The sequence below is a fragment of the Nitrospirota bacterium genome, from assembly GCA_016235245.1.
Lineage (GTDB): Bacteria > Nitrospirota > Thermodesulfovibrionia > Thermodesulfovibrionales > UBA6898 > UBA6898.
In genome coordinates this window covers 73,779-95,859 of sequence record JACRLO010000010.1, presented here as the reverse complement: position 1 = coordinate 95,859, position 22,081 = coordinate 73,779, and the positions used below count along the sequence as shown (strand labels likewise).

Genomic DNA, 22,081 nt, shown 5'->3' with positions numbered 1-22,081 from the left:
CCATCCTCCCGGCAAATGTATTCCACTACTCTCAGACACAACTTCCCGTGCTTCATGATATACCGTTTTTTTTTGAGCTACTTACTGATCTTTTTCTTGACCGTCTTCACAGCGGAAGCAACTTTTTTCTCGACCTTCTTTTCAATTGCCTTTGCCTTCTTTACCGTCTTTTTAACGATCTTCTTTTCGGCCTTCACAACATTCTTTACCACTTTCTTTACTGCCTTCTTCACTGCTTTTTTGGTAACCATCACTTTCTCCTTTTCTGTGCCAGATTACACAGGAAATCGTATCAAATATAGTGCCTTGAGTCAAATAACCCTTTGACTACAAAAAAGATTTCATCCCGCCTGAAAACGTCACGTTAAACATCGGGATAGTACAAAAGCAAAGAGGAGACTTATGGTCTCCCCTTTTTCTGCGTGCGCTATCTTTTACTTTGTTGTTAGTTGCTCTTTGCTGCTGCCTCGGATGTCTCTTTCGCTGTTACAGGCGAGGATACTGCCTCTATCGCATACCCAATCCCTGTGCCGATGACCGACCCAAGCACGATACTCACTGACCCGATGCAGACTACGCCAAGAAGTGTTCCTACGGCTACGGCCATCCTTACAATCACCGTCGGCTCAACAGGGCCGCCCATAAGGTGCTTAAGCACCAGCAGTGTCCCGTAGCTGCCAAAGAAAAATCCGGGAAGTGCTCCAAATACCAGAAATGCGATCCCGCCCAGTGCTGCCCCGATCTTCGTTCCCATCGCTACCATCTCTTTTCTTGCTTTCATTGTCGTTCTCCTTTATGCCGAATTTTATTAGTTGGTTATGACTATCTGCTGCCTGCTTCAGCTGCGACTGCCCTGCCTGACATTAACGTCTCGGCCACATTTCCCATAAGCCAGCCAAGGGATGAGGTTGCCGTTACAATTACCGCACCCGACATGCACACGCCAAGGATCATCGAGGCTGCTACGATAAGTCTTGCAAGCATGGTGGCCTCAAGAGGTAGCCCAAAGAGGCTGCCTGCTATATTGATGCCGATCATCCCGCCGATCACTGAACCTGGAAGCAACCCTGCTACGGCAAACAGCATGAGACCTGCTCCTGCTCCGATGTATAATCCCATTTTCTTCATTCCGTTGGTTTTCATTTTCTTATTCTCCTTTCGCTTAGAAGCGCCTACTTTTTGGTTTTGATCTTGTAATATACCTTGCAGACTTCATGCCAACTTTAGATGGCTTGTTTTTAAAGGATTCTTCTGCAGATATCCTTTGCAACTCTGCAAATGAAGCAGATCTGTTTGCAGTTTTGCGAATATGATATACTGGCACCATGAAGACGTCGCATATCAAAGTACAAAAAGAATTCTGCTCGGAGTGCTCTCTGGCACTGATGCATTTCATCGGCAGGATGAAAGGTGTCGAATCAATTTCAGCCGAAGAAGGTTCGGTAGTTCTCACCTTTGACGAGACTGAGATTCCGGAAGAAGACCTCCTCAGGATCACGAGAGAGAATATCGAGAAGCTCGGTTACCGGCTGACCGATCTGTAACAGGCGGCACAGCAGGCCTCGTTGCGGTATGAACCAGTTTGGTCAGAATTCAGCAACAAGAATATGGCAGGAGAGGTTTTACGATGGAACGCTATAAGCCCCGAGAGGAACTGGAAAAGAATCTGGCCGAGATGCGGCAGAGGTCCCATGAGTTGGAACAGTGTCACGCCGAGTTTCTGAATGTTCAGAGACGGTATGAACAGCTACTCCAGTCTGCTCCTGATGCCATGGTCTTTGTGAGCAGGGATGCAAAGATCGTTCTCCTGAACGCCCAGCTCGCTGCACTCTTCGGATATGCAGAGGATGAGCTGATCGGCCGGGACCTCGACTTTCTCATCCCTGAGCGGTATCGGGGCAGTCATCGTGAAAATGTGGTCCGCTATTTTGAAGAGCCGCGGGTCAGGCCTATGGGCACGAATCTGACGATATACGGACTAAGAAAGGACGGAGCAGAATTTCCTGCAGATATCAGCCTGAGCCCGCTGGAGACTGAAGGAGGGATTGTTGCAGTAGGCGCAATCAGGGACATTACCGAACGGAAAAAGGTGGAAGACGAAAAACAACGTCTCAGGGAAGAGCTTGCGGAAGTTGAAAAACTCTCTGCACTTGGCAGGATCGCCGCAAACGTTGCCGACGAAATCAGAAACCCGCTTACCGCTGTAGGCGGCTTTGCGCGGAGGCTCCAGAAAATAGCGGACAGCGAAAAAGAGAGGAAGTATGCGGAGTATATCATCGAAGAGGTAAGCAGACTGGAAGGCATTCTTCGTGACGTCCTGGCCTTTTCGCGCACCAGGAGTCCCCTTCTGGAAGACCATGACATTCGCCGCATTGCCGAAGAAGCATTGAAGACATGGGAAGAGCGATGTCGCAGACAGTCCATTACCATACAAAAAATATACGAAGACGTCCCGGTGATCCGCGTGGACAAAGAACAGGTCCGGGAGGCGATCGAGCGGATCATTGCAAACGCCCTTGATGCGATGCCGCGGGGCGGCACATTGTCTCTTATGACTGGTCGCGAGATGGTAAGGGGAGCCCCCTATATCAGCATCAAAATCCGGGACACTGGAGAGGGCATACCAGCGGAAAAGATAGGAAAGGTCTTCGAACCTTTTTTCCTGACCAGAAGGTCTCAGACAGGGACAGGGCTCGGACTGCCGATAGCCAAGAGCATCGTGGAGGAAGAAGGAGGTCTCATCCGGATCGAGAGCTCGGAAGAGACGGGCACATCGGTTGCACTGCTTTTTCCGGACCTGAAGGCAGCCTAATTAATTGAGCCGGCTCAGATAATACGCATGGATTTCTCTTCTGCACTATTCTGATAACGACAAGGGAGGTATTATGAAAACTGAAGGAATGGGCTCAATCCGCCAAGCCATGATTCAAGGCATGATTTCTGTTATGACATTGATCGCTCTGCATGCTGCAGCCTCCGGCCAGCCCGTTACCGATGAATGGAATACCGTGAAGGTTCCGCCGGCGCCCGAAATACAACCGGTCAGCCTTGACCCAAAAACAACCGCCCTGCTTCTCCTTGATTTCAACAAACAGACCTGCAATGAGCAGCGGCGTCCCCGCTGCATCACCTCGGTACCAAAGGTAAAGCAGCTCCTCGACAGGGCACGTACCAGAGGAGTCAGCGTTATCTACAGTCTGTCTGCCGGTGCCACACCAGCCGATATCGCACCTGACCTTGTTCCGCAGCCGGGAGAGCAGGCAGTGACATCAGGACCTGACAAATTTCTGGGAACTGATCTTGAGAAGCTGCTGAAGGAAAAGAAGATACAGACGGTGATCGTTGCCGGCACAGCAGCCCATGGAGCGGTCCTCTACACGGCAAGCAGCGCGGCGCTGCGGGGCATGAAGGTGATCGTTCCTGTAGACGGCCTGTCGGCCGAAACCCTTTACCCGGAGCAGTACACGGTCTGGCATCTTTCCAATGCACCCCGGGTCTCCGGCCAGGTGACCATCACCAGATCTGACTTAATCAAATTTTAAGCCGGGATTACGCAACAAGGAGAATAACGAATCCCTGCCCGGGGCATTATATTTTGTCGAGGGCCTGCTGCAGATCAGCGATAAGATCGTCCACATCCTCAAGGCCGAGCGCCAGGCGGACCAGGTTGTCCACCATGCCGATATCCTGACGGTATTTTTCTGAATAGTCGAAGAAAGACATGGCCCACATCTGCGTAACAAGGCTCTCGCTGCCGCCCAAGCTCGGCGTTATCAGGAAAAGCTCCAGGGCATCGATGAACTTGCGTGTTTCAGCGTTGCCGCCTTTAACAAGAAAACTGATGACGCTGCCGAAGCCCTGCATCTGCTCCATGCCGATCGTATGGTCCGGATGCGATGCAAGCGCAGGGTACCACACCTTTTCGATCTTTGGATGCGCCTCCAGCATCCGGGCAACAGCAAGCCCGGCCTTGTTGTGGTGCTCCATGCGCATGCCGAAGGTCTTGAGCCCCCGCTCAAGGAGAAAGCAGGTCAAGGGCCCCGGCGTTGCTCCCATCATGCGCTGCATTTTATAGAGGTCGGTCATCAGGGCAGTAGAACCAAGCGCCACCCCTGCCATGAGATCGTTATGACCGCCAAGGTACTTGGTTGCCGAGTGGATGACCACGTCAACACCAAGCTCTATCGGTTTAATGTTATAGGGTGTGGCAAGTGTAGCATCAATGATCGTCAGTATGCTGCGGGCTTTTGCAACCTTTACGATAGCCGGTATGTCAAGCACCCGCAGATAGGGATTGGTCGGTGACTCGGTAAAAATAATGTTGGTTTCGGGTTTGATCGCCTTTTCGATATCCTCGGCAGTCGGCTCAACAATGGAATACTCAATGCCGAACTTCCCGAGGAAGTTAATCGCAAAATCACGCGTCTGGCGATAACAGTCTCCGGTAAATATGATATGTCCCTTCGGTTTCATAAAGGTCATGATGGTCAGCAGCACGGCAGCCATGCCTGATGCATAGAGCACCGCGCGCTCGGCCCCTTCTATTGCGGCAAGCTTGCGTTCGAACTCCTGCTGGGTGGGGTTACCGTACCGGGCGTATTCATGCTCACGGATCACCCTGCCCTGGCCCTTTTCACGCATGAAGTCTTCAACCTCGTCCGCAGTGTCAAAATAATAATTGGACGTATGCATAATCGGCGTGGAAACTGCATGATGGGCCTTCGGAAGTCTTCCTTTGCCGTGGATGGCAAGAGTGGCAGGCTTCCAGTTCTTTGCGTTTGACGAGTCGTTAGGCATCTATCTCTCTCCTCTTCTTAAGTGCGTGTTGAAGTGCTTCTTTGACCGCACCGACCGTTGGCGGCAATTCTATCGGTTTGTTCGAAAAACGGCAGGGAAACTCCAGCGTTCCCTCATGATAGGCAACCTTGAAGTCTGTAAACTTCAGGCCATGCGCCGTGGAGATGACCACCACATGCTCTGATCGGTCTATCTTGCCCGCCTTGAGCAGTTTGATCAGGCCTGCAAGCGCAACGCCGGTATGGGGACAGTTGAACATGCCGGTCATGTCGCCCAGAGCAACGGCATCGGCAAGCTCCTGTTCAGTCGCGTCCACCACAATGCCATCGAACTGCCTGAGCGTACGGATCGCTTTTTCGATGCTGACCGGATTACCGATCTGTATGGCGCTTGCCAGGGTCTTCTGGGCCTGTATCGGCTCGAAGGACTCGAAGTTTTTCAGATACGACCGGTAGAGCGGGTTTGCACGTTCAGCCTGAGCAACCACAATGCGGGGCAGTTTCGTGATCAGCCCAAGGTCGCGCATCATCAGCAGTCCGCTGCCCAGCGCAGAGACATTGCCGAGATTGCCGCCGGGGATAACAATTACATCAGGGACTTCCCAATCGAACTGCTGAACAATTTCGATACCTACGGTCTTCTGCCCCTCTATGCGGAGCGAGTTCATCGAATTGGCAAGGTATATCGTTTCATCCTTTGTTATCTCCCTGACCACTGCCATGCATCCGTCAAAATCCGTGTCAAGCTGCAGTACCAGTGCCCCATTTGCAATCGGCTGGACAAGCTGTGCAATAGAGATCCTGCCTTTAGGCAGAAGTACGACCGACTGAATGCCTGCAGCAGCGCAGTACACAGCCAGCGCAGCCGAGGTATCGCCGGTAGACGCACAGGCAACTGCCTGTATAGGCGCACCCTCGCTGATCATCTGCTTAACCATCGAGACGAGCACGGTCATGCCAAGGTCCTTAAAAGAACCGCTGTGGGAGTTGCCGCAGAGCTTTATCCAGAGGTTGTCGATACCGACCATCTTGCCGAACCGCTCGGCCCAGAACAGGTTCGTGCCGCCTTCGTACAACGAAACGATATTGTCATTACTAAGCTCGGGAAGGACCCACTCCTTCTTGCCCCAGATTCCGGAACCATAGGGCCATTCAGTGGACTTGTACCGGTCCTCAAACAGCTTCTTCCATTGCCCCGCGCTCCTGCTGCCGAGGGCCTGCATGTCGTGCTGCACTTCAAGAAGCGAATTACAGCGTCTGCAACGGTAGATAATGGTATTGAGCGGATATCGCTCGTTACAGTGGGGATTGATGCATTGAAACCACGCTTTGTATGACATACGCACCTTGGAAAATGGATTTTTTGCTTACCACCCCACAAGGGGGTGTGAACAAAAAGATATCACAATCACGCCGGGTTGTTCAAGAATCCAGGTCCCGGAAACACTCTCGGCCACGCTTTCATAATGCCTCCGGATCAGGCCTGTCCTTAACCCACTCGCCTGGATCAAGATTGTAGAACTCAGCGAGTTCAGCATACAGGTACGGGGACTTTTTCCGGAGCTGCCGGGGTTTTTCGAAAAACGCCTATGTTGCAACTGCAAAGAACTCGGCCGGGTTTGTTGCGCCATAATCGTCAAGGACATGCTTTTTGTGATGCCTGCTGCCGAATCTCAAACGTTCATATTCTTCGCTCATGATATGGGCCCAGACCGCATAGCTGGAATTCTTCCCTAATATCGGGGCTCCATCAGCAGCGCCGTCTTCCTGGTCGAGCTGATGCGCAAACTCATGAATTACGACATTATGGCCGTCTTCCGCATTCATTCCCCCCTGCCTCACATTGTCCCATGCAAGGACGACCGATCCATGCTGCCACGATTCTCCCAGCCTTACTGATGGCCCCTCCGCGTACACTCCTCCGCCGATATGCCTGGTCTCTTCAGCCACATAGGCAGTTGGATAAACAAGAATGGAGATTAGCCCGGGGTAGTCACGGTTCTCTCTGTTTAGAAGAAGCAGGCAGGCCTCTCCGGCAATCGTAACGCGTATCTCATCAGTCATTTCGAGGCCGCCCAGGCCCTCGAACCGCTTTTCAGACAGAAAGATCTTGATATCGTTACGGAGCTGCTCCCGCAGTTCAGCGGGAAGGTGACGGTATAACGCAAGGTTTTTTAACAGTATCTCCTCCCATTTGGAAGGGAACAGCACTGCTGTCAGCCCCCTGATTCTGCGGTTGCGGAGTGCCCGCTTCAGGGCAAAAAATAAGGGCACCGAAAGCCCTGCGAAAATAATAAAGAGTGCGAGGCTCGTCGGATTCACCGTGCGGTCATCAGGACAATACCTGTCCGCAGGATAGCTGTCCGGCAGGGATGCAGCGAAAGATCATCGGCTTATGATCCAGCGTCCTGCTCAGTCATATGCCGCATCAGAAATTCGCCATCCTTCGGCGTCAGGTCAAATTTCAGGCAGGCCTTTTCTATCAGGCTGAACAGGGCGGTCCCGGGGTTGTCAGTCCTCTGCTCAGATATCCATTTCACCGCCTTACGCAGCTGTTCACCTTCCGGTAACATACTCATAATTTCTCTCCTTTTCTTACAGAAATGCAGGGGTCAGATGTGTCAAACGCCTTTTGGTCTGCTGCCCTTCTCTTTCAGATAGTCAGCAAGCACGCCCCTGCTATGCTCATCCTCGTGGCAATATACACAGAGATTCTCCCAGTTTGAACCGTCAGAAGGGTTATTCTTATGGTTGCCGTCTTTGTGATGGACCGTCAGCAGCCGTCGCTCCCTCTCTTCAAACTCCCTGCCGCACTTGGCGCAGACGAGACCATGTATCTTAAGGGATAACTCGCGATAATCGCCTGAAGCCTTACCAGCCTGTTTCAGTTCCCTCACAATCTCTTCCACCGACTTGTCGCTGCCGTTATTCTGAGGCAGGCCTGATCTGCCCAGCCGGTTATGTCTCATTGCTTCTCCTTAGGCTTATCAGCATGGCACGAGCCTGCACATAGTTTACCGGATAATCAGGAGAGATACAAAGTCTGATTTTTCTTCTGGCTAAATCATCCGAATCGTAATAAAATGCCTTAGGCAGTGCAGCAAGAAGCAGGCATACAACAATCAAGAAATACCGTGAGGGACGAGGACAATGAATACATGACAGCAATAGGAAAAATTAGCAGGTTGAGAGTGAACTCGAAAAACGAAACCGGCGTCTGGCTGGACGGGAAAGAACTGGGCGATATATTCATGCCGCGAAGCTTGTCGGATAACGATTACGGAAGCGAAGACATGCCCGAAGTTTTTGTTTATCATGATTCGGAGGGACAGCTTGTCGCCACGACAAAGATCCCCTTTGCCATGGTGGGCGAGTTCGCCCTGCTCAAGGTCGTGTCTGTCTCCCCGGTCGGCGCCTTCCTCGATTGGGGCCTCAAGAAAGATCTGCTCGTGCCGTTTAGCGAACAGAAGCAGAAAATGCTTGAAGGCAGATCCTATATCGTATATATTTTTTTTGACGAGAAAAGCAATCGTATCGTAGCTTCTTCAAAACTGGGCAGATTCCTTGGCAGACTTCCTGTGGATCTTCGCGAAGGCCAGGAAGTAGAGTTGCTGGTCAGCAACAAGACAGAGATTGGATTTGAGGCCATCATCAATAACTCTCTCACAGGCCTTTTGTATAAGAACGAGGTATTTCAGCCCCTTCGAAAGGGGCAAAAGATAACAGGCTACGTCAAGAAGATACGGGAGGACGACAAGATAGACCTTTGCCTTCAAAAGCCAGGCCACGAAAAGATCGCCGGTATTTCAGAAACGATACTTACAGCACTGAAGAAACAGGGCGGTTTTATCTCAGTTACGGACAAAAGCCCGGCTGAGGTCATATACGACCTGTTCGGCGTCAGCAAAAAGACATACAAGAAGGCCATAGGCTCTCTGTATAAGGAACGGCTAATTACCATAGAGAGCAACGGGATAAGGCTTATCAGTAACGATTAAAGTTATCGTTGCGCTACCGGCCGTAACCAATTATTTTTCCTGACGCGGTCTGCATATATTGCAGACTGCGTTTTTGTTTTTGCTGAAATAACTGTGCGTCAAAATAAATCTTGACACGGCCCATAAACAGGAGTAAAGTTGTCCTATATAGACCAACATAAGGGAGGAAACTGCAATGAAACAGTCTGAATTTTTCACCGATTATTTTTACTTTGTTGTTCAGCCCGAAAAAAAAGATAGCAAAGACGTCTTGCACTATTGCTCGGGAGTCAACATCACCCGCTTTATGCCCATGCTTCGCGGGCGCCTGGGACTGGGCTCAAATCCGATGCTGAGCGGTCTGCAACTCGTAAAATACGACCTTTGCACGCTGGCCATTTCCAAAGGTGCGACCCCCAGAGAAAACTTTAAAACCTCCGAGTGCGCCGGCATGGCGCCGACCAACGAGACATGGTACACAGAACCCCTTGTGATAGACAATGCCGCAAACCTGTCGCCTGACGATGTGATCAAATTTTGCGTAAACAGCCTGATGAAGAGGATCATTGCCACATCGCTGTCCGGCCATAAGGTGCCTGATAATATTGTCGCGCCACGCGATCTTCAGGGGCATCTTGATCTCCTGTGCAAGGCTGCGTAGCGTAATTCCTTCCTGACATAGTCAGCTAAGCAGGTCAGCCGGGGGTACAGAGAGCCTCCGGCTGATTTATTCTTATCCTAATTTCTTATAAATTCATTATAATATCTTATGGACCTTGTTCCGATAAAGATACAGAACGGTGAGGAAAAGGCATGGGAACTCGTTTGTGGCCTTTCCCGCGATGATGTATCAAAACGGACCGGGACTGCTTATGACAATAAGACTGAAGCCTATATTCTCAGGTCTTATGGCATCGACTTTCAGGTAAACCCGTGCGAGATGTTGATCGCCTGTCCCTCAAACGCCGGTTCTCTCTTCCTCGGAAAGTTAAATGATTTCTTCAGGATGGCAGTGCTCTGGTATATGTCCAATGCCAAGGACATCCCGCCAACAGGTAAGCTGATACGCCCTGTAGATGTGAAGGGCGGCCACAGATTCACCACAGGAACTCATGTGCTGCCGGTTGAGCTGATCGCGGAACAATTCGCTAAAGACAGAGAGGGGTTTATCCGCAAGGGCCGGGAATATGGCGCAGAGGTCGTCACCGGGTACGGAGATGCCTATCTGCGCTTTCACCCCCTGCCCCGTGTTCCGGTCACCATGATCCTCTGGCTTGAGGATGAGGAGTTCCCGCCGCGCGTTGACCTCTTTTTCGACTCGACCTGTGAATTTCAGCTTGCCCTTTCTGACGTTATCTGGGCGGTCGCCATGATGACCTGTGTCGTCATGATCGATGGATAGGGGAGGAATGACGGGGCCATGAAGATTCGGACGCTTCAGACCGGCATCCTTATACTGTTCTGCTTCTTCCCTCTTCGCCCTGCTCATGCCGATGATTCAACGCTGTTGACTGTTAGTGCTTTGAGGACAAGGTATCAGGAAATAGAGCCAATGCTGCTCAAAAATGTATTTAATATGCCGCTTTATGTAGAATCTCACGAGGAAGGTTATAACGCCGGCGTTGATGTATACGGCATCGTTGAGCATCCCTTCAGAGCCGTATATCAGGCACTTGAAATGCCTGCCAACTGGTGCGATATCGCACTTCTTCATATCAATGACAAGGCGTGTACCTATGTCATGAACGATCGCTCATGGCATCTGAACCTGTACAGCGGGCGCAAATACTATCAGCCCCCTGAAGAGGCCCACAAACTCCACTATGTCTTCCGCGTCAAGTCGCAGCAGCCTGACTATCTTGCCCTGCAGCTTATCGCGGCAGAAGGTCCCCTTAGCACGAAGGACCACAAAATTCATGTCGAGATCATTCCCCTGGGCAGAGACAAAACACTCCTCCATCTGAGCTACACCTTCGGCTACGGACCACTGGGACGCATAGCCATGAAAAGTTATTTTGCGACTATCGGCCGCAGCAAGGTCGGCTTCAGTATTGCCGGAACTGATGAGCACGGCAATCCTGCTTATGTGGGCGGCATTAAGGGTGCCGTCGAACGGAATGTCGTTCGCTACTACTGCGCAATTGTATCGTATCTCGATTCGCTGAAATTTCCTTCAGACCAGCAGTTCGAGAAACGTGTCAGCCGCTGGTATGATCTGACAGACCGTCATAAAAGACAGCTGCATGAACTCGAGAAGGAACAGTATCTGAACAATAAAAGACGTGAGCTGAAAAATCAGTTGCTGCTGCAGAAGAAGGCCGCGCTGCCAGCGGTGGCACAAAGGCAGTGATACATCACCGGGCCAGACTTCAGTCTTTGACATTCAGGCCCTTTTAAAGAGAAGGGAAGAAAGCAGGAACGCTCCGCCGGCCGATTGAAAACTGAGAGCGGGAACCCGAAGGAGGATCAGATGGATGAACAAGAGCTGTTTGCAAAAATGAAACTTGCCATCGATAAGGAATATGAGGCCTATCTTATGTACAAGGACATCGCTGATAATAGCGGCCATCCGGAACTGAAAGTCATCTTTGACCGTATCGCCGCAGAGGAGCATGAGCACCGGGAGATCATTCTAAAACGCTACGGTATTCTGAAAAAAATGGCAACCTGATACCATACGCTGCGCAGAGGCAGTGTTGCTACTTCAGACGCTGAGGATATCCGACGTCGTATACCTGCTCGCAATATAAAGCGGAAGCAGGGGATGTACTATCTTCCGGTGCGTTGCAATAGCCAGAGACGCCTTATTATTCTGTTCTGAAAGATGTGCCAGGCAGGCCCACTTCAAGTTCCCCTGTGATGCCACCCTGAGCAGTTCTGCAGATTCGAGATTTGACAGATGGCCTTCTGGTCCTTTGATCCGCTGTTTAAGATAAGCGGTGTAGGGCCCTCGCGCAAGCATGTCAGGGTCATAATTGCTCTCGATAAAGACCGCGTCAAGGGTGGAGATAAGATCTGCCAAGCCGTCAAAGGCATGTCCCAGATCAGTCATGATTCCCAGGCGTTTCTCACCGGACGCAATAACAAAAACCGCTCCGTCTTCGCTGTCGTGGGGTGTGGGGGTCGATTGAACCGTCACGTTTCCAAAATTGATCACGCCGTCAGATTGAAAAAAACGCACATCATGCAGCTTGCCAAGAGGATGCCGTCTGACAGATATATCCAGGGTCTTTCGGGTAACATACAGCGGCAGACCATATTTCCTCTGGTAGATACCCGCAAACCTGATATGATCTCCATGGTCATGGGAAATGATCACCGCATCGACCTCACGGATATCCCGCCCCTGCGCCGCCAGCTTCTTCTCGGCCTGGACACCGTTTATGCCTGCATCAAAGAGGAGCTTTACGCCGCCCGTTTCAACATAAATACAGTTGCCATTGCTTCCCGATTGTAATGAAAAAGCCAGCATAACCGTTATGGACCGCGTCCGCACTAAGGCGAGACTACGGCATTCCCTCCCGATTCCTTTGACCTCAGAAGAGCCGCATCAAGCTTCTTCATCAATCCGTCCTTGAATACCGCATCAACAGGAAAGCTCGCAACACCAATGCTGTAGGTAATCATTCCGCCCGGCTGACTGTCAGACTCTCCTTCAAACCTGAGCTGGCCGAGAGCTTTCTGCAGTCTTTGCGCAGCGAAAACGCCTCTTTCCTTGTCGATACCCGGCAGGATGAGGATAAACTCCTCTCCACCGAAGCGATACAGCCTGTCACACATCCGGATACTGTATGACAGGGTCTCTCCGACTTTTCTGATGAGCTGATCGCCGCTTACTCTGCCAAAGGCCTCATTATAATGCTGCATGAAGTCGATATCGATCTTCACCAGCGATAGCGGCCGCCCATACCGTTCAGAACAGGGGATGTCTACCTCGATGTCGTCATTAAATTTCTTTGCGTTATAGCAGCCGGTCAGCGGATCAGTCACCGAAACCGCATCCAGCGTCAACTGAAGGGACGATATCTCCATTACCGTGGCAAGCTCGCCGGACAGGAGCTCTGCCATCGCCAGGTCCTCGGGGCCAAAAATATCTTTTTCTGACGAAGAGAGAGAAAAAAAACCGCTCACCACATCCCGCACGATCACAGGGCTGCAGAGCAATGAATGCGGTTTTTCTCCGGGGAAGAAGTCCGAGGTCCTGCACTGATCCGGCCCCCAAAAAAAACCCTTCCGCGTAAGGGAGAGATGCCGCAGCAGAGGCATGTCAGTCTGATATTCGGACTCCCTGAGAGCCCCCTGCACACCGGCAGAGACAAGGAGAGATGTGGCATCGTCATGACCCAGAAATAGTATGCAGGCTGCAGAATCAAATATCCGGGAAAGCTCGCCGGCATAAAAGGCTGCCAGCTCATTGAGTTGCAACCGTGACCCGGCCTTTACCCTGAACTCAGCAATCACTGAGGCCAAACTGCGCCACCTGCTTATCTCCTTATCAGACATACATCCTCATATTCATGATCCGATTATTATACGTGAAAGCGATGAAAATCTAATGGCAGATTGCGGGTGCAGGAAATACTCTGCACCCGCAATCCAGGAATCCTGGCGGTTATTTCGCTATCGGGCCTTCCACTGGAAGGCATGCGGCCAGCCTGCGGTATTGGAAGAGACCTCGGTATGACAGATATGGCAGGCATTCCGGTGTCTTGGTGATGCGCCGCCATGCGTTTGGGCAAACTCTGAAAGACCATCTCCCCGGGAGTTCCTGTGACAGGCGCCGCAACTGCCGATGGTCTTTGCCTTCCCCTGATACTGTATAGCCTGATAATTGTCAGAGGGCTGATCGGTGGGGACCATTGCATGCGGGCTTCCGTGACAGCTTGCACAGAACAGATTACCATGTCCCTTTGCGTCCCGGTATAAGACTGAGCCGGTGTTGACCCCGCTGATATTATGGCATGACAGGCACGTCGGCTCTGACACCCAAGGCACCCTTCCTCCCACAATCGAGTCAGCGACCTGCTGCATGCTGCCATGACAGTTCGCGCAGTTGCCGTCCTGCGCAGTATGTGCAAGACTGCGGCTGCATTTCGTCGTTACTCCCGGATGACAATCGTAGCAGGACGCTCCCCGCGAAGCATGTGAATTGTGTATGGCATAGGAAAGATATGTACCTGAAGACCCGGGACCGGTCTTGCCAAGAGCAGGACTGCCATGGCAATTCGCGCAAAGGACCGGCTTCTGTGCCATCAGCGTCGTTCCGTGCAGCTGATCATGCCTTTGGAGCAGGTCGTTGAAGGCATCTGCACCATGGCATTTCTGACAGTTTATTTCGTCCGATGTCGGCACTGTCGCGCGGGTTGCTGCAAGGACCTTCCCTGATGCGTCCTTAACGCTTATCTCTGCCACCTGATACGGGTTCCATGTCCCTCCATCCTCAACAGGGGTCACCGGGATACCGTCGGCTGCAAAATGGTCTCCCTTTGCCAGCATCTGACCAGACAGCCCGTTATGGACGCCGGAATCGACCAGGTTGAGTCCCCTGTCTATGGTCAGGTTAATGCCGAAAAGCGCCAGGGCGTTGCTCCAGAACTGGGAAAAGACCGCGCCATAGGAATCCCTTTTGCCGGAAGAATAGGTATTGTTCAGTATCCGGTAGTCAACGGTCAGACCGGCCGTAACAATCCTGGGAGGATTGCCCTTCTGCACGACCTGGGCTACGAGGTTGTTATAGGGCGGCAATATTACAGCCGTATCATATGTCGGATTAAGACAGTGCATCCCCAGATCATTCCAGGCGAAAACCACATATTCACCCGCTGTTACCGGGGAGACCGCCCCTGATCCGGCGCTCTCATTCTCTTTACCGCCGCCACACCCAAACAATCCAAACAAAAAAAGCAACAACAGACAGACAAACAATACACGCCAATTCCTATACGTCATTTTCTTCACCACATCTCCTTAGATAGTATTTACCGTAAGATCGTAACATAAAATAAAAACCATAGAATTAAATCAATTTAATGTTTACGCGCGCCGTGTCATCTGCAAGAGAATCCGGTTCGCTGCTCGTGCTATGGCTTCGCTTTTTTCCTGCGTGCATTCTGCTGGGCCGTTGTTTCAAAGGGAATAACTTCTATAAGATTTCCTATGCCCAGAGAATCAAAAAAGCCCTGGATCTCGGTTCCGACAGAACCGGAAATAATGCCGTATTGGTCATCGACAACCGAGGTCAGCACCAGCTTGCCGTGATGCTTAAAACTGTCGCGCACCAGCAGCTTGACCATGCGGACAATGGTGGTGATCGAAAACTCATGAGGTCCCTCAAAGAAGATCAGCGACTTCTTGTCAAAGAGGTCTTTCAAAAAATCCGGCAGGTTGAATTTCTCGACCATGCTGAGGCCGAATTTCCCGTGATGGATATTAATAAAATCGTCGGTCATGATCTCTGAAATCGTCTTGTCACTGATGTGGTTCTGGCGATAGATGAAAAGGGGTATCTTGCCAAACTCGCTTACCAGGGCGCAGAGCTGCACCTTTGAGGCCGTATTGCCGCCAAAACCGAGGACATTATGCATGATCGCCATGGAGAGACCGGCGGTGGCCAGCGCCTTATTCTTAAGATCAGTAACATCCTGGTTCGAAGTCGCAATACCAAAAAGGGCGCTGCTGAATATATAGGCCTTGATATTTTCGAGGCCCAGGACTGCCGAAACCTCCCAAAAATCCGAAACCTTCTGCATGCCTGCCTTGCTGTAAAGCGGTGAACTGGCGATGCGAAAGAGCTCGTTCTTGAGGTCAACAGGCAGCTTGTCTTCCAGTTCGAGAATCCGGTATTTGCTCGCAAGGTGAGGTTCATCGAGGATCGCCTGATCTTCAACGCTGAGCCTGAACCCGAGGTGCATCGCATCGAGCTCTGCTTCAACTTCCTGGAGGATCAATTCAGTGGTAACCGCCATAAGAGCTGCCTCGCCCCCTTTTGTGCGGCACGATATTCAGGCCGCAGGACCTATCTCTCCGCTCTGACAAGAAAGCGGTATCTTCCATAACTGAGTATCACTCCCTGGGGCGTAATCTCTTCAAGGAATAATCCGTCATCCATATTAAATCCTTCCGTCATAATCCTGCCGTTGATGCTGACGAGTCGGGACTCTTTTTTATACAGGTGAGAGGTGACTCTGATATCCGGAAGATTCTTCCTCACAGACAGCGGCAGCTGCTTAAACTCCAGGACCGAGTCAGAAGGTTCATCCCTGATCGGAGCGTCTGTCACCGCAGCACGCGGCTTTTTCTCCTTTTCAACTGTCGATATGTCTGCCCCTGCATGATCGCGGTCGTTGCGTCCTTTATCCGGTATTGCCACTTCCCTAACTGCCTTTGCGGCCTCAATCGGTTTCAGCTCTGCCGCCGAGCTCTTTGGCTCGGGTGCTCCCGCATCCTGAAGAGAGGACTGAGGAGGCAGCACCAAAGGAGCCGACAAAGGCGCTGTCGGCGGAAGGGAAGTCTCCCTGGCAAGACCTGCAGCAGTAGGAATTTCAGGCCGCTTGGTTGCAGGACTGCCCCTGAAAAAAACGACTGCCCCATAGAAGACAACGGCCCCAAGCAGGACCGCAACAAATGCCAACTGCCATTTTTGCATGCTGACAGGTGCAGGAGCATCTGACCTCACCAGCAGGGGCTCAGCCGTTGTTGGCGCCGGCTTCTCCGACTGTCTGCGCATATTCATTTCCAGTGCGCGCTTTTTGCCGGATTTTTTCAGCTGGTCAAGGATAAATGACATTGCGATCAGCCCTTTCGACGACCGGCCGCTATACGGTATAACTTCAACTGAGCAGCATCAGGCAGACCGATCGATTCCGGTGCGGCTAAAGGGACTGTCCAGAGAGCATGGATATCAGGGATATCGACCGCAGCCTCAAGACCTCCCACCCCGGGAAGGGTTTTGTTGTCTCTAAGCGCCTTCAGGGTAACAAACAGGTCTCCTCCATACAGAGAAGATCGTCTCAGGGATGAAGGAACCGGGGTCCCGGGTCCGTGTGCCGCTTTCTGAGAGTCCATGCAGGCAAGCTTAAACAGGTCCCCATCCGAACAAAACGCATGTTCAGTCAATTGTACCGGGAGGTTTTTGGTCAGCACCTTCTTCTCCGTCTGATCTTTGTTCGAGCCGTCTCGTCTGCGCTCCGATCCGGGCACTGGCTGCCTGGCCGCTGCAGCGGCCCCGGGTGCAGCCGCCCTGACCGCCGCTTCAAAAGGTACATACAATGGTGTTACAGGCGCTGCCTTCGTCAGAGACAGATTGAAGCTCAGAAAAATAAGAACTGCTCCGGCCAGCCCGACTGCAACACCCGCTGCAGCCCAACGGAGTCCGGCAGGCCTCCTTGAACGATTTCTGAAACGCTCCTCACCCAACACTTCACGCCCGGCCTGAATCAGTGTCGTACGGCTGACAACCGTTTCCTTCTTCATGCAGGAGCCCAGCAGCGCCCTGTCGCAGATCACGTTTATGAGCCGAGGCACTCCGCGGCTCATGCGGAAAAGAGCCTTCATGGCCAAGCGCGTAAAGAACTGTCGCCGCGCACCTGCAAGCGACATGCGATGGCTTACATAGGCAGCGACATCCTGCTCTGACAGCGGGCCCAAATGATATCGTGCCGTAATACGCTGCGACATCTGCTCAAGCTCAGGCTGCGCAAGTTTCTCCCGCAGCTCCGGCTGACCAAGCAGTATAATCCTGAGGAGCTTGCCTTCCGCGGTCTCAAGGTTGGTCAGGAGCCGCAGCTGATCTATAACCTCAGGAGACAGATACTGTGCTTCGTCAATAATAAGCAACGCCTTCTTTGCACGGGCATGAAGATCAAGCAGATGGACGCTGATGCGGTCAAAGAGCTCCCTGGTGCCTGCTTCTGCCGGCGGATGTTCGATCCGAAACTCGTCACATACAGAGACGAGCAGCTCCGGCACCGTGAGCTTGGGATTCATCAGAAAGGCAACCTCCACGTCCGCAGGCATCTGATCAAGAAGAAGGCGGCAGAGGGTTGTTTTGCCGGTGCCGATCTCTCCGGTAATGAGGACAAAGCCCCAATCGTCTTCAACCCCGTACATAAGATGCGCCATTGCCTCCCAGTGCTGCTGGCTCATATACAGATACCGGGGGTCGGCAGCAAGGGAAAAAGGCTTTTCCCTCAGGTCAAATGCCTCGCGGTACATCAGACCTCCATAGACCGGCAGACTGGATCACCTGGCACCAACCGTTTAACGTCCATAGGGTGATTATACCAATTTTCAGCAGGTTATCAGCGTATTGCTGGAACAGCCGACATGACGGCTGCAAAAGAAGAAAGACCCTCCCGGGCCGAAGGCAGTGGCAATCCGCTGCATCTCCATACAGGAGCATGTTGCTATTTCTTTCCGAAGAATTTAAACCCGGCAGCCATCCCGTTGAGGGACTGGGCAAACCCGTTCATCTTGTCAAATATCTCCAGGAGTTTCTCTGCCGAGTTTTCGGTCTGCTGCGCAATGACAGAAATATCTTCAATATTGCGCGTTATATCCGTGGCCGTGGCTGACTGCTCCTCCACGGCTGCCGCAATCTGCGCAACCTCATCAGAGGCTGAATGAATCGAGACCACAATGTCGTCGAGCGACGCCCCTGTCTTCTGCATGGATAAAACACTCTCGGTGGCATAGGCCATGGAGTTTTCCATAGACAGGGCAGTCTGCTTTGACCCTGCCTGCACTGCCGCAATTCTTTCGGAAATCTCCCCCGTAGCCTTCGTAGTCCTCTCGGCAAGTTTTCTCACCTCGTCGGCAACTACGGCAAAGCCCCTGCCCTGCTCGCCGGCACGTGCAGCCTCGATGGCCGCATTCAGTGCAAGGAGATTCGTCTGGTCTGCAATGTCTTTAATGACCGTTATGATGTCGCCGATCTCCGTTACACTGACATTGAGCCGCTCGATCAGGGAAGAGAGTTCCTTTGTGGACCGGCCTGCTGATTCTATCTTGCCGACCGATTCCTGCAGCACGTCCTTGCCCTTATTGGCAGCACCCAGGGCACCGGACGACAGATCAGCAGCCTTGGATCCGCTCTGCGCTATCCCGGTAATCGTTTGAGACATCTCCTCAGACGCTGTTGCGATCATGGCAGCCTGCTGGGCCTGTTTTCTCGTCCCTTCAATGGACTGCTCAATGGCCTTTTTCAGGGTGTCCGCATTGACAGAAAGCTCCCCCGAGATGGAGCCGACCTCTTTCATGGACGAGGCAATCGCGCCGGACATGGCATTGATCGACTCCACAAGCCTACCGATTTCGTCCTTATAGCGCACTTTGAGTATCTTACTGAAATCCTTCTTCGCAGCCTTCTCCACCACATCGACTGCAGCACCCAGCGGCAGCAGTATGAAGGTCTTAAGCAGATAGAAGACAATGAAAGTCGTTATGACCGCAATGGCTGCGGCAACGGCAGTTATCATGACCCTTGTCTTGAGGAGTGCCGCATAGACTGCGTTGAGGGGGACGGCAATACTCAACGCGCCCAGGATGTCCCCCTCTTTTGCACCCTGCACATGACAGCCCACACAACTCATTCCCATATAGTCTGCGACGTTCTTATACGGAAAGACTCCCCTGAGATAGGGTTTGCCCTGAATCTGCTCAACGACAAAAACCGTCTCGCCGGTCCTGAGCACTTCCTTCTCGGCCCCGGTCCGGGCATACTCCTCTGCAGGTCTTTTGCCGAACTGCGCGTCCAGCTTTTCGCTGCGGACCATGGAGACCGGAAGCATCTTATTCATATGGGCAAGAAATTTGACCTTATTCTCATTAAACTTGTCAGAGAGCATATATTCACTCATCACGCCAAAGAGGGTCTCGGAGAGATGCTCCATATTGCGCTTATTCTCCTGAATAGCGATGTCCCTGATGATGCTTCCGCCGATCATGGAATAGAAGACCCCGATTGAGATCATAATGGCAGCGACCGGAAGAAGGATCTTCCATTTCAGAGAGAGACTCTTATAGTTCATAATGTGTATTCTTTTCGGTTTCTTTTAAAAAAACTTTAATTTCTGAAATCCTGCCAGGGGGAACCCCCGAAGCTCTGGACTCCGCCGGCTCAATGTACGGACCATACAGCAATCTGCAGCACGCTACGTCACATTGCCGCGGCAGGCCCGGCAATGTACTGCCTCCGTAGGGTGCTTGACATCACCAACGCAGGTCTGATAAAAGTACATAGTGCCAAAAAAACTTCACGAATAGCAACATATAATCAGAGACACCAATAACACCGGAAGACCGATCCATGACCTTAGCTCAGGAATATATTCTTGTCGTCGATGACGACCCCAATATTCTCGCCTATCTTTCGGCGCTGCTCAAAAAACATGGATTTGCCGCTCTTGTCTGCGAAAATGCAGCGGAAGCTCTGTCTTGCCTTCGGCAGGAACCAATCGCTGTGGTGTTGACCGATATCAAGATGCCTGACGTCTCGGGACTTGAACTGCTCCATGATATTCGCAGGCTGAATGCCGAAATACCGGTCATCCTCATGACCGGCAATGCTGATCTTGATCTCGCAATAGAAGCTATCAATAAGGGTGCGCTGAGTTTTCTGACCAAGCCGCTCAACCGCGAATACCTGATCAGCGCCCTTAACAGGGGGCTGGAACGCCGACGGCTGCTTGAGACTGAAAAGAATTACATGATCGACCTGGAAGATACCGTTTTACGCAAGACCCGGGAACTGGAAGATACCGCCATGATGGCCACGAAACTGAGTCTGGAACTGATACAACGCCTCTCAGCTGTTGCGGAATCCAGGGACAATTATACCGGTGCTCATATCGCAAGAATCGGTCAATACTCGAGGCGTCTTGCCGAGGCCATGCATATGTATAAGGATTTTGTCGAAACCATCGCCGTTGCCAGTTCGTTGCATGACATTGGAAAGATCGGCATACCCGACAAGGTACTCTTAAAAAAAGGGGCGCTCACGAAAGAAGAGCACGACATCATAAAAGAACATACGGTCATGGGACATGAAATACTCTCCGACTCATCTCATCCCACGATTCAGATGGCAAGTTCCATCGCGTTGGGTCATCATGAACAATGGAATGGCCTGGGATATCCAAGCGGATTAAAAAATACGGAAATACCGATAGAGGCGAGAATAGTCATGCTGGCCGACCATTATGACGCACTCAGAAATGCGCGGCCCTATAAGCCTGCTTTAAGCCATGAGGAGACGTGCAGCATCATCATACAAGGCGACGGAAGGACCGTTCCCGACCAATTCGATCCTGAAGTGCTTGCCGTATTCGTCGAAATAGCGCCGCAATTTAATGAAATATTCCTGGCAAATCAGTATTGATATCTGCTCCTGATTGCCTGCCATTGACGCAGCTCTTTTATTGACAGCACCCCGGCGCAGCGCTATACTCTAGGCAGGTACAACGACCAGTTTATGGATAGCGCAAACATGATTGAGTGGCAAACAGATATGACCGTGGGGATTGAAGAGTTCGATACTCATCATAAACGAATTATTGCGCTCATTAACAAACTTCATGCATCTTTGAAGGCAGGAGAGGGCAGAGAAGTCACTGGCGAGGTCCTTACTGAGTTAGTAAATTATACGGTCTATCACTTTTTTGCCGAAGAGGCCTTCATGGAAAAATATAATTATCCTGAATATGCCCAGCACAGAACTGAGCATCTTAATCTTACGTCAAAAACATTGGATCTATTGGAAGACCTGAACAAAAACAATAAAAATGTAGGGCCAGAGGTGCTCGAATTCCTGGTGAACTGGCTGAAAAATCATATCATGGTCACTGACAAGAAATTTCAGCCTTTTGTTCAAAGACAGGGAATTCCGACATGAATACGGGTGTGACTTATGTCTGACCCAACGGTTTGCATCTGTGTTCAGGACGATGTCATGCAGTCTATAAAATGGATATTAAAAGACTTCAATAAGGACTATAAAATTACGACGTTCCGTTCGACCGTGAATTTTGAAAACGAATACAGCCCTGATGCCTGGGACCTGCTGATTCTTGATTCAACCCTGTCCCATGATTCGATTACAGCCTACCTCGAGGGAATAAAAGATAAAAAACCCGGACTGAAGACCATACTTATTGTACCGCCTATTGAAAACAAGGAAGAAATTATCGCGATCATAAAAGAAAAACTGGTACAGGGCCTTGTCATAAAACCCTTCACTGCCGAAGTCCTCTGTAAATATCTGGACAAAAATCCCGGCAGCGGACCATAGGGCGCGCCTCGGGCTCTCCGGAG

25 protein-coding genes and 1 pseudogene are annotated in these 22,081 nt (G+C 51.4%); 11 read left to right on the top strand and 15 right to left on the bottom strand.

Annotation, left to right across the window (positions count from 1 at the left end; genetic code table 11):
* Nucleotides 1–77: 77 nt before the first annotated feature.
* The 3 genes from HZB31_05185 to HZB31_05175 all read right to left on the bottom strand — a co-directional run bounded on the left by HZB31_05185 (nucleotide 78) and on the right by HZB31_05175 (nucleotide 1,143).
* On the bottom strand, nucleotides 78–251 hold the full coding sequence (locus HZB31_05185) for a hypothetical protein (GenBank protein MBI5847333.1): 174 nt from the start codon (nucleotides 249–251) through the stop codon (nucleotides 78–80).
* Nucleotides 252–445: 194 nt separating this feature from the next.
* Nucleotides 446–781: a hypothetical protein gene (locus HZB31_05180; protein MBI5847332.1), complete on the bottom strand. Its 336-nt coding sequence runs from the start codon at nucleotides 779–781 to the stop codon at nucleotides 446–448.
* A gap of 41 nt (nucleotides 782–822) precedes the next feature.
* On the bottom strand, nucleotides 823–1,143 hold the full coding sequence (locus HZB31_05175; GenBank protein MBI5847331.1) for a hypothetical protein: 321 nt from the start codon (nucleotides 1,141–1,143) through the stop codon (nucleotides 823–825).
* Between the two features lie 182 nt (nucleotides 1,144–1,325).
* Here HZB31_05175 and HZB31_05170 point away from each other — a divergent pair, with 182 nt between their 5' ends.
* The 3 genes from HZB31_05170 to HZB31_05160 all read left to right on the top strand — a co-directional run bounded on the left by HZB31_05170 (nucleotide 1,326) and on the right by HZB31_05160 (nucleotide 3,542).
* Nucleotides 1,326–1,544, top strand: a complete 219-nt coding sequence (locus HZB31_05170; protein ID MBI5847330.1) for a hypothetical protein — start codon at nucleotides 1,326–1,328, stop codon at nucleotides 1,542–1,544.
* An 83-nt stretch (nucleotides 1,545–1,627) separates the two neighbouring features.
* Nucleotides 1,628–2,812, top strand: coding sequence for a PAS domain S-box protein (locus tag HZB31_05165; GenBank protein MBI5847329.1), 1,185 nt, complete (start codon nucleotides 1,628–1,630; stop codon nucleotides 2,810–2,812).
* 88 nt (nucleotides 2,813–2,900) lie between these two features.
* Complete coding sequence (locus HZB31_05160) at nucleotides 2,901–3,542, top strand: cysteine hydrolase (GenBank protein MBI5847328.1); 642 nt, start codon at nucleotides 2,901–2,903, stop codon at nucleotides 3,540–3,542.
* Between the two features lie 46 nt (nucleotides 3,543–3,588).
* On the opposite strand, the gene HZB31_05155 is transcribed toward HZB31_05160, so the two are convergent.
* The 5 genes and pseudogenes from HZB31_05155 to HZB31_05135 form a co-directional block, all read right to left on the bottom strand.
* Nucleotides 3,589–4,797, bottom strand: a complete 1,209-nt coding sequence (locus tag HZB31_05155; protein MBI5847327.1) for a PLP-dependent transferase — start codon at nucleotides 4,795–4,797, stop codon at nucleotides 3,589–3,591.
* A complete protein-coding gene (thrC, locus tag HZB31_05150; GenBank protein MBI5847326.1) occupies nucleotides 4,790–6,136 on the bottom strand; it encodes a threonine synthase in 1,347 nt (448 codons plus the stop codon). The genes HZB31_05155 and thrC overlap by 8 nt, the downstream gene beginning before the upstream one ends.
* 121 nt (nucleotides 6,137–6,257) lie before the next feature.
* A pseudogene (locus tag HZB31_05145) lies at nucleotides 6,258–7,052 on the bottom strand (zinc-dependent peptidase).
* A 137-nt stretch (nucleotides 7,053–7,189) separates the two neighbouring features.
* The gene (locus HZB31_05140) at nucleotides 7,190–7,375 is read right to left on the bottom strand and encodes a hypothetical protein (protein ID MBI5847325.1); all 186 of its coding nucleotides are present in this window, start codon (nucleotides 7,373–7,375) and stop codon (nucleotides 7,190–7,192) included.
* 42 nt (nucleotides 7,376–7,417) lie between these two features.
* On the bottom strand, nucleotides 7,418–7,765 hold the full coding sequence (locus HZB31_05135) for an HNH nuclease family protein (GenBank protein ID MBI5847324.1): 348 nt from the start codon (nucleotides 7,763–7,765) through the stop codon (nucleotides 7,418–7,420).
* A 189-nt stretch (nucleotides 7,766–7,954) separates the two neighbouring features.
* Here HZB31_05135 and HZB31_05130 point away from each other — a divergent pair, with 189 nt between their 5' ends.
* From HZB31_05130 to HZB31_05110, 5 genes are all read left to right on the top strand, one after another.
* The gene (locus HZB31_05130) at nucleotides 7,955–8,794 is read left to right on the top strand and encodes a GntR family transcriptional regulator (protein ID MBI5847323.1); all 840 of its coding nucleotides are present in this window, start codon (nucleotides 7,955–7,957) and stop codon (nucleotides 8,792–8,794) included.
* A gap of 175 nt (nucleotides 8,795–8,969) precedes the next feature.
* Nucleotides 8,970–9,434, top strand: coding sequence for a hypothetical protein (locus HZB31_05125; GenBank protein ID MBI5847322.1), 465 nt, complete (start codon nucleotides 8,970–8,972; stop codon nucleotides 9,432–9,434).
* Nucleotides 9,435–9,542: 108 nt separating this feature from the next.
* Entirely contained in the window at nucleotides 9,543–10,175 is a 633-nt protein-coding gene (locus HZB31_05120; protein ID MBI5847321.1) for a DUF3786 domain-containing protein, read from the top strand.
* Nucleotides 10,176–10,193: 18 nt separating this feature from the next.
* Nucleotides 10,194–11,123 (top strand): hypothetical protein, encoded by a 930-nt coding sequence (locus HZB31_05115; protein ID MBI5847320.1) that lies wholly within the window; start codon nucleotides 10,194–10,196, stop codon nucleotides 11,121–11,123.
* Nucleotides 11,124–11,243: 120 nt separating this feature from the next.
* A complete protein-coding gene (locus HZB31_05110) occupies nucleotides 11,244–11,444 on the top strand; it encodes a hypothetical protein (GenBank protein ID MBI5847319.1) in 201 nt (66 codons plus the stop codon).
* A 33-nt stretch (nucleotides 11,445–11,477) separates the two neighbouring features.
* On the opposite strand, the gene HZB31_05105 is transcribed toward HZB31_05110, so the two are convergent.
* From HZB31_05105 to HZB31_05075, 7 genes are all read right to left on the bottom strand, one after another.
* Nucleotides 11,478–12,245 carry an MBL fold metallo-hydrolase gene (locus HZB31_05105; GenBank protein ID MBI5847318.1) on the bottom strand — a complete coding sequence of 256 codons (768 nt, stop codon included), beginning with the start codon at nucleotides 12,243–12,245 and terminating at the stop codon, nucleotides 11,478–11,480.
* 23 nt (nucleotides 12,246–12,268) lie between these two features.
* Entirely contained in the window at nucleotides 12,269–13,276 is a 1,008-nt protein-coding gene (locus HZB31_05100; protein ID MBI5847317.1) for a GGDEF domain-containing protein, read from the bottom strand.
* Nucleotides 13,277–13,393: 117 nt separating this feature from the next.
* Nucleotides 13,394–14,722: a hypothetical protein gene (locus HZB31_05095; GenBank protein ID MBI5847316.1), complete on the bottom strand. Its 1,329-nt coding sequence runs from the start codon at nucleotides 14,720–14,722 to the stop codon at nucleotides 13,394–13,396.
* A 131-nt stretch (nucleotides 14,723–14,853) separates the two neighbouring features.
* Entirely contained in the window at nucleotides 14,854–15,738 is an 885-nt protein-coding gene (locus tag HZB31_05090; GenBank protein MBI5847315.1) for an HDOD domain-containing protein, read from the bottom strand.
* Between the two features lie 50 nt (nucleotides 15,739–15,788).
* Nucleotides 15,789–16,559, bottom strand: a complete 771-nt coding sequence (locus HZB31_05085) for a general secretion pathway protein GspB (protein MBI5847314.1) — start codon at nucleotides 16,557–16,559, stop codon at nucleotides 15,789–15,791.
* A gap of 5 nt (nucleotides 16,560–16,564) precedes the next feature.
* Nucleotides 16,565–17,986: an AAA family ATPase gene (locus tag HZB31_05080; protein ID MBI5847313.1), complete on the bottom strand. Its 1,422-nt coding sequence runs from the start codon at nucleotides 17,984–17,986 to the stop codon at nucleotides 16,565–16,567.
* 191 nt (nucleotides 17,987–18,177) lie between these two features.
* On the bottom strand, nucleotides 18,178–19,800 hold the full coding sequence (locus tag HZB31_05075) for a methyl-accepting chemotaxis protein (GenBank protein ID MBI5847312.1): 1,623 nt from the start codon (nucleotides 19,798–19,800) through the stop codon (nucleotides 18,178–18,180).
* Nucleotides 19,801–20,078: 278 nt separating this feature from the next.
* On the opposite strand from HZB31_05075, the gene HZB31_05070 reads away from it, so the two are divergent.
* The 3 genes from HZB31_05070 to HZB31_05060 all read left to right on the top strand — a co-directional run bounded on the left by HZB31_05070 (nucleotide 20,079) and on the right by HZB31_05060 (nucleotide 22,058).
* On the top strand, nucleotides 20,079–21,149 hold the full coding sequence (locus HZB31_05070) for a response regulator (GenBank protein ID MBI5847311.1): 1,071 nt from the start codon (nucleotides 20,079–20,081) through the stop codon (nucleotides 21,147–21,149).
* A 108-nt stretch (nucleotides 21,150–21,257) separates the two neighbouring features.
* On the top strand, nucleotides 21,258–21,662 hold the full coding sequence (locus HZB31_05065) for a hemerythrin family protein (protein MBI5847310.1): 405 nt from the start codon (nucleotides 21,258–21,260) through the stop codon (nucleotides 21,660–21,662).
* A 15-nt stretch (nucleotides 21,663–21,677) separates the two neighbouring features.
* Nucleotides 21,678–22,058, top strand: a complete 381-nt coding sequence (locus HZB31_05060) for a hypothetical protein (GenBank protein ID MBI5847309.1) — start codon at nucleotides 21,678–21,680, stop codon at nucleotides 22,056–22,058.
* Nucleotides 22,059–22,081 lie beyond the last annotated feature (23 nt).